A 12,575-nucleotide genomic window follows, 5' to 3' on the forward strand; every position below is an offset into this window, starting at 1 on the left:
ACGCATCACTGCAACATGAGGCGGTCGGATCGCCTAAGGTGATCCGATCCGGCCATCCCCCAGATGCAACCTCTCAGATGAAATCAAAGCGCCGATCAGCCGCATCATGACGCGTGGCGTGACTGCTGTCCGACAGCAAACTGATCATCCATGTGCAGCGGAAATCGACAGGTATGTTCAGTGAGGACCGACATTCCTGAGCAATCAAACCGCCAGTGCTGACATTGGGGCAGCGTGCGGTGAAGGTCGGTAGAGAGTCCATTTTACTGAGTGCTGCGGAATGCACGAATGGCTGCTTCATTGCGGTCATGCACACAATCAATGCAAGTTGCTGTCACAAATGACCGCAGTGGCCTTCTTCGAAATCCCATGCGCCTTTTTGCTCTCCGCGTTCCAAAAACGCATACGCGATTTCGATCTCTACTTTCTTGGGAACGTCTACCGCGTACAGTTGGTATCCAAAGTCTCCGTGTTCGTATGAGCATCCAAGGCGCTCGAGTGGCTCCCAAAGTTCGGCAAACAGCGTTGGATCATGTTTGCCCTGCGCAACAAGAATTCGGTACGTGGAATGCCCAGATTTTGGACCGAGGCCGACAACTTTTATTTGGCCTTCAACCTGGCTCGTCATGACTGCGTCCCTTAAGCTGATGCCTTTTGCAAAGAACGGCGAATTCTCAATCTGATGGACACCGGAACCAAGATTGGTTGCCCAAATACTTTCAGTTGAAAAACCATGCCAAGTGTCTGAGCCGAGACCAAATATGATCTTTTGCATTTGATTGTTCGTTGCGTTCATATGTCTACGTTAGGTTGCGCCTGACGTTGTGTCACTACCTTAGCCGAACCTTGCAGCCGCCATTGGCACCGTCGCAGCGAAAGCTCACTTTGTCCGCATTCCCCCCAACCGTCTATACATATGTGTCCGCTTGCGGCAATTCGGAAGGTGTCAGTTAAACTGTTCAGCCTTGATAGAATTGGATGCCCAAGGGTGTCGGTATGACCACCAGCAGGGTGACACGATCCGCCGTCACAACGCTGCCGGTGCGGCACGGAATGATGTCTGAATAAACTCTGGGGAGATGGCGCGCGTGCAATGCGGGTTGGAAGGGGAGGCCCGTCAGACCCCGCGCAGCATCACAAGAGCACACTAGGAAACTTGCCTCCCCACAACAGGAAACGGCGGCGCCCAGGGAGGAGGAGAGGGCACCGCCGTTCTGTCAAACACCAGGTTAAAAGGGAGGAGGAAACCCGGTGCATCTGGTTCCGGCTCTCGCCGGTATTAGGTGCGGTGGCATCAGGGAGGAGGAGGATGCCACCGCGTAGGACAGGTCCTTAAGGGAGGAGGAGAAAGGACCTGATCTCGTTTGTTCTTTACTTAACCTCGCCGTACGCAGCTTCAAGAGCAATGCGCTTCAGCATGGAGCGGTTGAGACCCAGATCCGCCAGTTCGCGGTTGCTCAGCTCGCCCAGCTCGCTCAGCGTCTTGCGGTAAACGCGATATTGCGCAAAGCGGGCACGAGCAGCCTCAATCATCCCGGTCACACCGCCGGTGGTGAAGGATTTGGGTGCATGGATCGTGTTCAGAATTGCCATCGTCTCGTCTCGCTTATGTGTCGTCCGGACCGTGTGCCCGACTGACTGTCTGTGTCTCTGTTGATCCTTAAGATAATGAAATGCTGCAAATGCACAATCCGGGGAATGGACAATTCTGCTATGCAGCAAGTGCATGGGTAGATACGATATTTTTCTACTTTTGCCCAATGGCTGAGCGACAATCTTTCAGATTGATGTATACACGGGCAACAAATGGTCGCCTGCGCCCCCATGCGGGCAATTTGACGCTTGGGCAGGCGGACGCAGCATGCCTATATCTGTCACGGCCCCGAATTTGGCACAAAACAGGAGTTTCCCCCATGTCGGTCACCAAGGAAGAGATTCGCACCGCATTGGACCGTCTTGCGCTTCCGGGCGGGGGCACATTGGTGTCGCGCGACATGCTGCGCGCCCTCAGTATCGAGGGCAGCACGGTGAGATTCGTGATTGAAGCCCCCTCGCCAGAGATGGCCGCCCAGATGGAAACCCTGCGCCGCGCCGCCGAGGCCTGCGTAAAAGAACTGCCCGGCGTCGAGGAGGTCTCGGTGGTGCTGACCGCCCATGGCCCCGCGCCGCAAAAAGCTGCCCCCAGTCTTAAACTCGGCGGTCACCCCAAACCGCAGGCCGCGCCGATGAAACCCTCGGGCGTCGGGCGCATCCTCGCGGTGGCCTCGGGCAAAGGCGGCGTTGGCAAATCGACCGTCAGCGCCAATCTCGCGGTGGCGCTGGCCCGGCAGGGGCGCAAGGTCGGGCTCTTGGACGCTGATATTTACGGGCCGTCCCAGCCGCGCATGATGGGGGTCTCTGGCCGTCCGGCCAGCCCCGATGGCACCACCATAGAGCCGCTCCATGCCCATGGGGTCACGGTGATGTCGATTGGCTTTATGGTCGAGGAGCGCAAGGCCGTGGTCTGGCGCGGGCCGATGCTGATGGGGGCGCTGCAGCAGATGCTGGGGCAAGTGAACTGGGGCGAGTTGGATGTGTTGATCGTCGACCTGCCGCCGGGCACGGGAGACGTGCAACTCACGCTCTGCACCAAGGCCGAACTGTCAGGCGCGATCGTGGTCTCCACCCCACAGGATGTCGCCCTTCTGGATGCCCGTAAGGCGCTCGATATGTTCAACACGCTCAAAACCCCGGTGCTGGGCCTCATTGAGAATATGTCTTTCTTTACCTGCCCCGATTGCGGCGGCACCCATAATATATTTGGCAACGGCGGCGTCGCGGCCGAAGCCAAGGACCTGGGCCTGCCGCTCCTCGGGGCCTTGCCGATTGATCTGGAGACCCGGCTGGCCGGCGACAACGGCACGCCCATCGCCGCTGGAGAGGGCGTCATGGCCGAGGCCTACGCGCGCATCGCCAAGGGACTGGTCGAAGGCGGCATGGCGTAGGGGCGCTAAGGATTTATCCTCTGCGGACCGGCGCATAAGATTTTGACTAAAAGGTTTTTTTGTGCACTGAGTTTGGCGATAGGCTATCTTAGATATGCATTCAAATTGTGATTTTCAATATTCAGGAGGCGCCGGTGTTTGGGTTCCGTTCACGTGTTTCAGAAGACATGCGCTCCTGGATATTCGATTGCTTTGATTGGTTCGATGACAGGTTTGAACCACCTGATCAGCTTGTTCTGCCAACTCGTGCATTCTTTCAGGCACCTAAGGGAATTGGGCAAGATACCGCAGAACAGGTACTTGCGGATATTCAACGGCATATGAAAATAGATCAGCGGATCGAAATTGTTCCTCTTGATGTTTTGCCGGGTGAATATCGCCTCGACTATAATGCGCTCTCGTCAGTTGCAGGGGCTTATGACAACAGCGCAGGCATCCCCGTCATTCACTACGACCCGGAGCAGATGAAATATCCGCTGCAGTTCGTGAATACTCTGGCACATGAGCTGATGCACGCGCGGCTGGACAATTGGGTTGATGACGTCCCAGGAGGTGCGGGGGCACATGAACTGGCGACCGATCTGGGATGTATCATCGCAGGTTTTGGCGTGTTTCAATTGCAGGCAGCCGATGAAGCAGGCTGGAGTGGCTATATGACCCAACCCACCAGAGCGTTCGCTCTGGCGGTCTTTCTCAGCCGCCGCGATCTGGGCATTGACGCGGTGGCGCCTTATCTTTCTTCTCGGTGCCTCAGGTTGGTGAAACAGGCAGTTAAGCAGCTCTGAAACTTGAGCCGGGATCTCTCGCGCCTCGCCAGATTGCTTTTCAACCGCCCTCTGCCGTTGCGCCCCCACCGCGCGCTCTGCTCAGGGTGTTTTCACCCCGTTGCCCTATGCTGGCGGGTGTCGCGACATATCACAGGAGACCGGCCCCCAGAGACCACCCCCTCATTGGGTGCAGGGCGGGTCCGATTGAGGCTCACAGGATCTGACTTTTCGGGGTCAGCCGATGCTCCGCCCCTATGGCGGCGCCGTCATCCTTAATGAACGAAGCCGCGCCAAGGTTTCCCCCGCGCGGCTTTCATAGCTCAGATGTTAAACAGACGCTGCGGCTCAGGCTGCAAGCGTCCCTTCGGCGTGGCTCAGCGCACCTTCAGCGTTGCCAGACCGATCATCGCGAGGATCAGCGAGATGATCCAGAACCGGATCACGATCGTCGGCTCCGCCCAGCCTTTTTTCTCATAGTGGTGATGGATCGGCGCCATCAAAAACACCCGTTTGCCAGTGCGTTTGAAGTAAAGCACCTGAATGATCACCGACAGCGCTTCGACCACAAAAAGACCGCCGACAATGGCCAGCACCAGCTCGTGTTTGGTCGAGATCGCAATCGCCCCCAGTGCGCCACCCAAGGCCAGCGATCCGGTGTCGCCCATGAACACTGCAGCCGGCGGGGCGTTGTACCACAGGAACCCAAGCCCCCCGCCAAAGAGCGCAGAGGTGAAGATCAGGATCTCACCGGTGCCCGGCACGTAATGCACGTCGAGATATTCGGAAAAGTCAACGCGCCCCACCGCATAGGCGATGATGCCAAGCGTTCCGGCCGCGATCATCACCGGCATAATGGCCAGCCCGTCCAGACCATCGGTCAGGTTCACCGCATTGGCCGCGCCCACGATCACGCAGATGCAGAACGGCACATAGAGATAGCCAAGGTTCAGCAAAACGTCCTTGAAAATCGGCATCGCCAATTGGTTTTGCAGCTCCGCCGGGTGGTTCCAGCTCGCCCAGAGCGCGGCCACGATTGCAATCAGGAAACCGAGCAGCAGACGCACCTTGCCGGGCACGCCTTTGGTGTTTTGTTTTGAAACCTTGGCATAATCATCGGCAAACCCGATGAGGCCAAACGACAGCGTCACAAACAGCACCAGCCACACAAACGGGTTGTCCCAGCGCGCCCAGACGAGGGTCGAAAACAGCAAGGCTCCGACAATCAGCAGCCCGCCCATGGTGGGGGTGCCGACCTTGGCAAGATGCGCCTCCGGGCCGTCATTGCGGATCGGCTGGCCCTTACCTTGCCGCTTGCGCAGCACATTGATCAGGGGCTTGCCGAAGACAAAGCCAAAGATCAGCGCGGTCAGGAAGGCTCCGCCTGCGCGGAAGGTGATGTAGCGGAAGAGGTTAAAGAAATCCCCCCCGTCCGACAGTGCGGTCAACCAATAGAGCATTCCAGTGCGGTTCCTGTTTTAATGTGGTCTATCTTTACGATTCACGAAGGTGGGTTGCCTTGACCGATTTCCCGGATCGCGTCAACCACGCGCGCCACCGCCATCGACAGCGACCCTTTTGCCAGCACCGCATCGCCGCCGCTGATATGGGCGGGCAGGGCAGCGGCGGCCTCGGCCGAGGTCTCAACCCATATGCCGCGCTTGGTCGCGGGCAGCGCGTCAAAGAGGTGTTTCATCAAGGGGCCGATGCAGTGGATCTGATCGATGCGATCCAGTGCAGGATGCGCGGCGAGGGCGGCGTGCAACTCGGCCTCTTGCGGGCCAAGCTCTTTCATATCGGCCAGATAGGCGATCCTGCGGCCCGTGGTCGGGGTGGCAGCCAGCACCGTCAGTGCTGCGGCCATCGAGGTCGGGTTGGCGTTATAGGCATCATCCAGCACCGCCACCGGCCCCGAGGGCAAATCCACACTGAACCGCGCGCCGCGCCCTTTGACCGGCGACCATCCCGCCAGCCCGGCCAGCGCCAGATCAAGATCGCCGCCAAGCGCCAGCACCGATGCCAGCGCGCCGGTGGCGTTCATGGCAAAATGCGTGCCCAGCGATTGAATGTTGGCGGTGACGTCGCGCCCGGCCAGCGACAGATGCGCGCGGGTCACATCCCCGTCGAGCTCTGCATCCTTGAGGCGATAGGCGTCGGCGCTCTGGCCAAACCAGCGGGTCTCGATGCCTGCGGCCTCTGCCACGGCGCGCAGCACCGGGGTTTCGTCCAGATCGGCGTTCAGCACCGCGATGCCGCCCGGCTCCAGCCCTTCGATGATGGCGGCCTTTTCACGGGCGATCCCGGCCACATCCTCAAAGGCCTCAAGGTGCACGGCGGCCACGGTCGTCACCAGCGCCACATGCGGGCGAGCCTGGCGCGACAGCGGCGCGATCTCGCCGGGGTGGTTCATGCCGAGCTCGATCACCGCGAATTCCGTATCCGCAGGCATCCGCGCCAGTGTCAGCGGCACGCCCCAGTGGTTGTTATAGCTGGCCACCGCCGCATGGGTGCGCCCCTGAGGCGCGAGCATCGCGGCGAGCATTTCCTTGGTGGAGGTCTTGCCGACCGATCCGGTCACCGCCACCACGCGGGCTTTGGTGCGGGCACGCCCCGCACGGCCCAAGGCCTCAAGCGCGGTCTGTACGTCATCGACCACCAATAGGGGTGAACCTTCGGCGACACCTTCGGGGATATGCGAGACCAGTGCAGCGCCTGCGCCCTTGGCCAGTGCCTGCGCGACAAAGTCATGCCCATCGCGCGCGGCCTTGAGCGCGACAAAGAGATCCCCGGGCGCAAGGGTGCGGGTGTCGATCGAGATGCCGTCCACCGCCCAGTCGGAGGTCGCACGCCCCCCGGTGGCGGCAGCGGCGTCTGCAGAGGTCCAGAGGCTCATACCATTCTCCCGTCCAATGCGGCGACGGCCATGCTGGCCTGTTCGACATCGTCAAAAGGCAACACATCGGAGCCAATGGTCTGGCCGCTCTCATGACCCTTGCCGCAGATCAGGAGCGCATCACCCGGCTCCAGCATGTCGACACCGCGCAGGATTGCTTCGGCGCGGTCGCCGACATTGAGCGCATCGGGCGCACCGCCCATGACGGCAGCGCGGATCGCGGCGGGATCTTCTGAACGGGGGTTGTCATCGGTGACGATGACCGCATCGGCGTTTTCATGCGCGGCCTGTCCCATCAACGGGCGCTTGGTCGCATCGCGGTCCCCACCTGCGCCGACGATGGCCACCAGACGTCCCAGAACATGCGGGCGCAATGCCTTGATCGCCGTCGCAACCGCATCAGGGGTGTGGGCATAGTCCACAAACACCGTGGCACCGTTTTCGCGCGTTGCCGCCAGTTCCATCCGGCCGCGGACCGTGCTGAGGTGGGGGAGGGTGTCAAAGACCTGCACCGGGTCTTCGCCGCTGGCAATCGCAAGCCCTGCCGCAACCAGCACGTTTTCCGCTTGAAAGCCGCCAATGAGGTTCAGCCGTTTGGCAAAGGGGCGGTCGTGCCATGTGAACCGGATATCCTGCCCGGTGGCATCAACCCGCATGCCCATCAGGGCAATATCGCCAAGTCCCCGACCTACGGTGATAATCTCCTGGCCGCGCGCGGCGGCAATGGCGCGCATCTCCGCACCTTTGGGATCGGTCATATTGATAACGGCCACGCCATCTTCGGACAGAACCCGGCGGAACAGACCTGCCTTGGCGGCGAAATAGGCCTCGAAGGTTTCGTGGTAGTCCAGATGGTCTTGGGTGAAGTTGGTAAACCCCGCCGCCGACAGTTGCACGCCGTCCAGACGTCGCTGGTCCAGCCCATGCGAGGAGGCTTCCATCGCCGCGTGGGTCACACCGGCCTCTGCTGCCGCTGCGAGCGCGCGGTGCAGCGTGATCGGCTCGGGCGTGGTATGGGCGAGCGGGTGCGACCATGCGCCCTCAATGCCGGTGGTGCCAAGGTTCACCGCCTGATGGCCCAACTCGGTCCAGATCATGCGCAGGAAGGTCGACACCGAGGTCTTGCCATTGGTGCCCGTCACCGCCGCCATCACCGGCGGTTGCCCGCCGAACCACAGGGCCGCTGCCCCCGAAAGCGCCTGACGCGGGTCCTCTGCCACCACAAGTGCTGCGCCTGCGCGGGCGATTGCCTCGCCTGCGATCTCGGCCCCTGCTGTGTCAGTGAGAATCGCAACCGCGCCCTGATCGAGCACCTGATCGACGAATTTGGCACCATGCACCCGAGAGCCGGGAAGGGCTGCAAAAACAAAGCCCTGCTGCACCTCGCGGCTGTCCACCGCAAGCCCTGTGATCTGCGGGTCCATCCCCGCCCTTGCGGTCAGTCCCAACTGGCTGAGCTTTAGCGCTGGTCTTTCGGTCATGGCGTCCCCACCTGTTAATTTGAGGTGAGGGTTACACCAGTGACAGGGGCAGGTTCAATCTGCGGTCTGAGGCCAAGGAGCGGCGCGAGACGCGCAATCATCTCGCCGGCCACCGGGGCAGCCGTCCAACCCGCGGTGCGGCGGTCCTTGTCGAGGGCGATGATCTCCGGCTCGTCCAGCGTCACGATCAGCACATATTTGGGCTCATCGGTGGGGAAGACGGCGGCAAATGTGGCGATCACCTTGTCTTTGTAATAGCCGCCCATCGGCTTGGGCTTGTCGGCAGAGCCGGTCTTGCCGCCGACGCTATAGCCGGACACATCCGCCATCGAGGCCGTGCCGCTGCTGACAACGCCGCGCAGCATATCGAGCGAGGCGCGCGCGACGTCTTCGCTGACGATGCGCTCGCCCATCTGCGGGCCGTTCTGTTTCAGGATCGTGGGCTGTACGAGACGCCCGCCATTGGCAATTGCCGCATAGCCCGCCGCCAGATGCATCGGCGTGGTGGAAATACCGTGGCCATAAGAGATGGTCATGGTCGAAAGCTCCGACCAGTTCTTGGGCAGCAAAGGCTGGCCGCCAGAGGCTTCGACGATCTCAAACGGCGTCGCCTTGAGCATACCAAGACGGTCAAGGAAAGCGCGCTGGCGTTCGGTGCCGATCTGTTGGGCAAGGCGCGCAGTGCCGATGTTCGAGGATTTCTCGATAATGCGCGTCACCGACAACTCTTTGCCGTAGTTGCTGAAATCGCGGATGGAGAACTTGCCCCAGCGCAGCGGACCGCGAATGTCGATGATGGTGTCCGGATTGACCAGCCCCAGCTCCATCGCTTGCGCGGCGGTAAAGATCTTGAAGGTGGAGCCCAGCTCATAGACCCCCTGAACCGCGCGGTTGAACAGCGGGCTTTCCGACGGATCAAAACCAGAGGTGGGCGGGCGCGGGCGCTCGTTGGGATCAAAATCGGGCAGCGACGCAACCGAGATCACCTCGCCTGTGTAGACATCCATCAGGATCGAGGTCGCACCCTTGGCGTTCATCAGCTTCATGCCACCGTAAAGTACTTCTTCGGTGGCGTCCTGAATGGACAGATCAAGGCTCAACTCAAGCGGCTTGCCGCCATTGGCAGGGTCGCGCAGGTAGTCGTCGAATTGCTTTTCCACACCCGCAACGCCGATCACCTCGGCGGCATTTACGCCTTCTTTGCCAAAGGAGGCCCCACCGAGCACATGGGAGGCCAGCTTGCCATTGGGATAAAGGCGCATCTCACGCGGGCCGAACATCAGGCCGGGGTCGCCGATATCATGCACCGCCTGCATTTGCTCAGGGCTGATTTTCTTTTTGATCCACAGGAACTTACGGCTTCCTGTGAAGTCCTTAACGAGGCGTTCGCGGTCCAGATCCGGGAAGATCGACACCAGCTTATCGGCGGCATCCAGCGGGTCAACCATTTGCGGTGGCTGTGCGTAGAGCGAGAATGTCTCAAAGTTGGTGGCAAGGATGCGGCCCTCACGGTCCACAATATCGGCGCGCTGGTTGGCAATGGCGCTGCCCCCGACCGAGACGGGCTCAGCAGGTTCAGATGTGGCCATCACCGCCATACGTCCGCCAATCGCCACATAAGCGCAGACAAAGAACGCCGCGAGCACCAGCAGGCGGCCCTCCGCGCGGGTCCGGGCGCGGGCTTCCATGTCGCTGTGACGCTGGGCGATGTTTTCGCGCTCGATCAGGTCGGGGTTCTCGCCACGGGCACGGGCGGGCAGGATACGGGCGAGGGGGCGCAGTGGCGTGCGGATCATTCGTCTGCTTCCTGTCCATAGGCCGACACTTCGACGCCCTCTTCAATCACCAGACCGGAGGGCGGGAAGGAGACCTCATCCACGCGGCCAAATTGTTCCGGGCGCAGGGGCAGAAGGCCGAGGCTTTCAAAATTCAGTTCTGCCAGATCACGCAGGCGGTCGGGACGGTTGAGATAAGCCCATTCCGCACGCAGCACGCTCAGCCGCACCTGAGCAGAGGCAATATCGCCCCGCAAAACGCGCGTTTCCTTCAGCACCTGCTGGGTGGCGTAATTCTCGCGGTAGGCCCAGAACGCCAGACCAAAGACCGCGAGGATCGTCATCATATAGGCAAGGGTTCTCATCAGCGCGTCTCTTTCAACTGCGGCATGCTCAGTTCCTTGGCGGTGATCTCTACCGGAGCGGCATCGGTGCGCCGACCCACGCGCAACAGGGCCGAGCGCGAGCGCGGGTTCTGCGCCAGCTCGTCCTTGTCGGGGCCAACGGCCTTGCGGGTCACCAGCTCAAACTGGCTGGGCTGCTCTTCCATTGCGGGCGCGTAACGGTTGGCATTGCCGGTCTTATTGGCACGGTGCTGGAAGAAGCGCTTGACCATGCGGTCCTCGACCGAATGGAAGGTTACAACCGCCAGCAGCCCGCCGGGTTTAAGCGCGCGTTCTGCGGCCAGCAGCCCGCCCATCAGTTCCTCATATTCGCCATTCACCGCGATGCGCAGCGCCTGAAAGCTGCGGGTCGCCGGGTGGGACTGACCGGGTTTTGGGCGCGGCAGGCAGCTCTCGATGATTTCGGCCAGACGCAGGGTGGTGGTGATCGGCTCCAGCGCGCGTTCCCGCACGATCGCCTTGGCAATCCGGCGCGAGGCGCGCTCTTCGCCAAAACTGTAAAGGATATCGGCCAGTTGCACCTCGGTGAGCTCGGCCACCAGATCCGCGGCCGACGGCCCATCTTGCGACATACGCATGTCCAGCGGGCCGTCCTTCATAAAGGAAAAGCCGCGCTCTGCCAGATCCAGCTGCATCGAGGAGACGCCAAGGTCCAGCACCACGCCATCCAGATCAGAGGCGTATTCATCCATGCGCGAGAACACGCCCTGTTGCAGCACCAGGCGCGCGCCATACTCTGCCGCCCAATCCTGCGCCATCTCGAAGGCCAGCGGGTCACGGTCGACGCCGATGACCTGCTCGGCACCCGCCGCCAAGAGACCCTTGGTGTAGCCTCCGGCACCGAATGTGCCATCAAGCCAGCGGCCCGTGACCGGCGCCACCGCCTCCAGAAGCGGTTTCAGCAGGACAGGAACATGGGGACCGGAGGGAGCAGCGGTGCGGTCCGTCATGGGTTATGCGCCTCCGGCGCCGTCTAGGAATTCAAGGGGGTCGAAGTCTTCGGGCAGGTCTTCCATCATCTTCTCGGCTTCGGCCATCTCGACCTCTTCGTAGGTCTCGGGCTTCCAGATCTGGAAGGTGTCACCGGAGGCGATAAAGAAGGCCTCACCATCGAGGTCGATCTTTTGGCGCAGTTTTGCAGGCAGCACAAGGCGGCCCGTTTCGTCCACGGTGGTCGGCAGGGACTGTCCGTTGAACATGCGCTCAAGGATCTTGCGGCCCTTGGAGCCACGGGGCAGGGCGGCGATCTTGGCGTCGACCTCTTCAATGGCTTCCATGGTGTAGCATTCAAGGTATTGGCGGCGCTGATCGCCGTAGACGATCACCAGTTCGGGGGCGTCACCGGGCTGCCAGTTCGGATCAGAGGCCTCAAGCACACGGCGAAAAGAGGCCGGGATAGACACCCGCCCCTTGCTGTCCACCTTATGGTGGCTCTCGCCTCTGAACCTGCGACCCAATGTGCCGCCCTTTCTCGCGTCCCGCGCTTTTCCCCGGTTCCTCCTGAACGCGGGGCCTGAAACTAAAAGGGGCGGGTTGATCCGCTGCCACTGATCAACCCGCCACCTTGACCCGCTGTGCGGGGTGTCCGACTGCGCGCGCCACCTGGGGGGATGTCTGCTCGCCCGCGCGCCGGATCTCTCTTTGTGATGAAAGCGAAGGCCTGTATGAAACCTGCCGTATTTTGACGTTGGGGTCGTTTTGTGCCCCGTGCTCTCCGTCTTCATCCGATGAATTAGGGATACTCTGGGAATGCATGGGACTGCAAGGGATTTTTGAGGATTTCTTGTGGGAATCGGTGCTTTGAGTCGCATCTTGCGGAGCTGTTCAAGGGCTCAAAAGAGGATTTTTGCAGGATGTGGGGTCGTGGACGCGCATCCACACCATATATATGCCTCATTGTTGCCGCGAAAAACTTCCCCTATTTTCCCGCATTTCTTTCTGTCGAGAGCAGGTGGGTGGATTTTGTTTTCCTTATGTTCTCTATTTTTGGCAAGGTTGGGTGCGAAAAGCCCTGAATCCCATGGTTTGATGTGATTCGTTTTCGCTGGGAGCTATGCTCGGACCATGGTTTCCCATACCGCCCATGATTTCCCATCAGCAGGGGTGCCGTGGTTTCCCATTGTAGCGTTGTTGTAGCGTGACGGACTTTTTTGCAGTGATTTACGGACTTTTTTACAGCAACCAGTTTTTGGGCTGAAGTGGGATTGAAGGGGCGTTTAAAGCTGCTTTGAGCACACCATGCGGTGACATTCTTACTTTGAGGTCAGGGCGAAC

The 12,575-nt window shown here is 60.6% G+C and carries 12 protein-coding genes; 2 read left to right on the plus strand and 10 right to left on the minus strand.

Annotated elements, in window-relative coordinates:
• Nucleotides 1-73: 73 nt before the first annotated feature.
• The 3 genes from K529_RS03755 to K529_RS03765 all read right to left on the minus strand — a co-directional run bounded on the left by K529_RS03755 (nt 74) and on the right by K529_RS03765 (nt 1,593).
• On the minus strand, nt 74-310 hold the full coding sequence (locus K529_RS03755) for a hypothetical protein (RefSeq protein WP_065328022.1): 237 nt from the start codon (nt 308-310) through the stop codon (nt 74-76).
• A 24-nt stretch (nt 311-334) separates the two neighbouring features.
• The gene (locus K529_RS03760) at nt 335-775 is read right to left on the minus strand and encodes a DUF4265 domain-containing protein (protein WP_157859750.1); all 441 of its coding nucleotides are present in this window, start codon (nt 773-775) and stop codon (nt 335-337) included.
• A gap of 596 nt (nt 776-1,371) precedes the next feature.
• Nucleotides 1,372-1,593 carry a DUF1127 domain-containing protein gene (locus K529_RS03765; protein WP_005653679.1) on the minus strand — a complete coding sequence of 74 codons (222 nt, stop codon included), beginning with the start codon at nt 1,591-1,593 and terminating at the stop codon, nt 1,372-1,374.
• Nucleotides 1,594-1,913: 320 nt separating this feature from the next.
• Here K529_RS03765 and K529_RS03770 point away from each other — a divergent pair, with 320 nt between their 5' ends.
• Together K529_RS03770 and K529_RS03775 are read left to right on the plus strand one after the other, a co-directional pair.
• Complete coding sequence (locus tag K529_RS03770; protein ID WP_046002857.1) at nt 1,914-2,984, plus strand: Mrp/NBP35 family ATP-binding protein; 1,071 nt, start codon at nt 1,914-1,916, stop codon at nt 2,982-2,984.
• A 320-nt stretch (nt 2,985-3,304) separates the two neighbouring features.
• Complete coding sequence (locus K529_RS03775; protein WP_227512284.1) at nt 3,305-3,769, plus strand: hypothetical protein; 465 nt, start codon at nt 3,305-3,307, stop codon at nt 3,767-3,769.
• 356 nt (nt 3,770-4,125) lie between these two features.
• Here the strand turns inward: K529_RS03775 and mraY are convergent, their stop codons facing one another.
• From mraY to mraZ, 7 genes are read right to left on the minus strand one after another with little or no spacing between them, the layout of a single operon-like run.
• On the minus strand, nt 4,126-5,208 hold the full coding sequence (gene mraY / locus K529_RS03780) for a phospho-N-acetylmuramoyl-pentapeptide-transferase (RefSeq protein WP_005639991.1): 1,083 nt from the start codon (nt 5,206-5,208) through the stop codon (nt 4,126-4,128).
• A 41-nt stretch (nt 5,209-5,249) separates the two neighbouring features.
• The gene (locus K529_RS03785) at nt 5,250-6,641 is read right to left on the minus strand and encodes a UDP-N-acetylmuramoyl-tripeptide--D-alanyl-D-alanine ligase (protein WP_046002858.1); all 1,392 of its coding nucleotides are present in this window, start codon (nt 6,639-6,641) and stop codon (nt 5,250-5,252) included.
• On the minus strand, nt 6,638-8,122 hold the full coding sequence (locus K529_RS03790) for a UDP-N-acetylmuramoyl-L-alanyl-D-glutamate--2,6-diaminopimelate ligase (protein WP_046002859.1): 1,485 nt from the start codon (nt 8,120-8,122) through the stop codon (nt 6,638-6,640). Before K529_RS03790 ends, K529_RS03785 begins: the two co-directional genes overlap by 4 nt.
• A gap of 14 nt (nt 8,123-8,136) precedes the next feature.
• A complete protein-coding gene (locus K529_RS03795) occupies nt 8,137-9,918 on the minus strand; it encodes a peptidoglycan D,D-transpeptidase FtsI family protein (protein WP_046002860.1) in 1,782 nt (593 codons plus the stop codon).
• Nucleotides 9,915-10,262, minus strand: coding sequence for a cell division protein FtsL (gene ftsL / locus K529_RS03800; protein WP_046002861.1), 348 nt, complete (start codon nt 10,260-10,262; stop codon nt 9,915-9,917). Before ftsL ends, K529_RS03795 begins: the two co-directional genes overlap by 4 nt.
• On the minus strand, nt 10,262-11,251 hold the full coding sequence (gene rsmH, locus K529_RS03805) for a 16S rRNA (cytosine(1402)-N(4))-methyltransferase RsmH (protein ID WP_046002862.1): 990 nt from the start codon (nt 11,249-11,251) through the stop codon (nt 10,262-10,264). Before rsmH ends, ftsL begins: the two co-directional genes overlap by 1 nt.
• A gap of 3 nt (nt 11,252-11,254) precedes the next feature.
• On the minus strand, nt 11,255-11,758 hold the full coding sequence (mraZ, locus tag K529_RS03810; RefSeq protein ID WP_074712538.1) for a division/cell wall cluster transcriptional repressor MraZ: 504 nt from the start codon (nt 11,756-11,758) through the stop codon (nt 11,255-11,257).
• Nucleotides 11,759-12,575 lie beyond the last annotated feature (817 nt).

The organism is Tritonibacter mobilis F1926 (assembly GCF_000376545.2).
GTDB lineage: Bacteria > Pseudomonadota > Alphaproteobacteria > Rhodobacterales > Rhodobacteraceae > Epibacterium > Epibacterium mobile.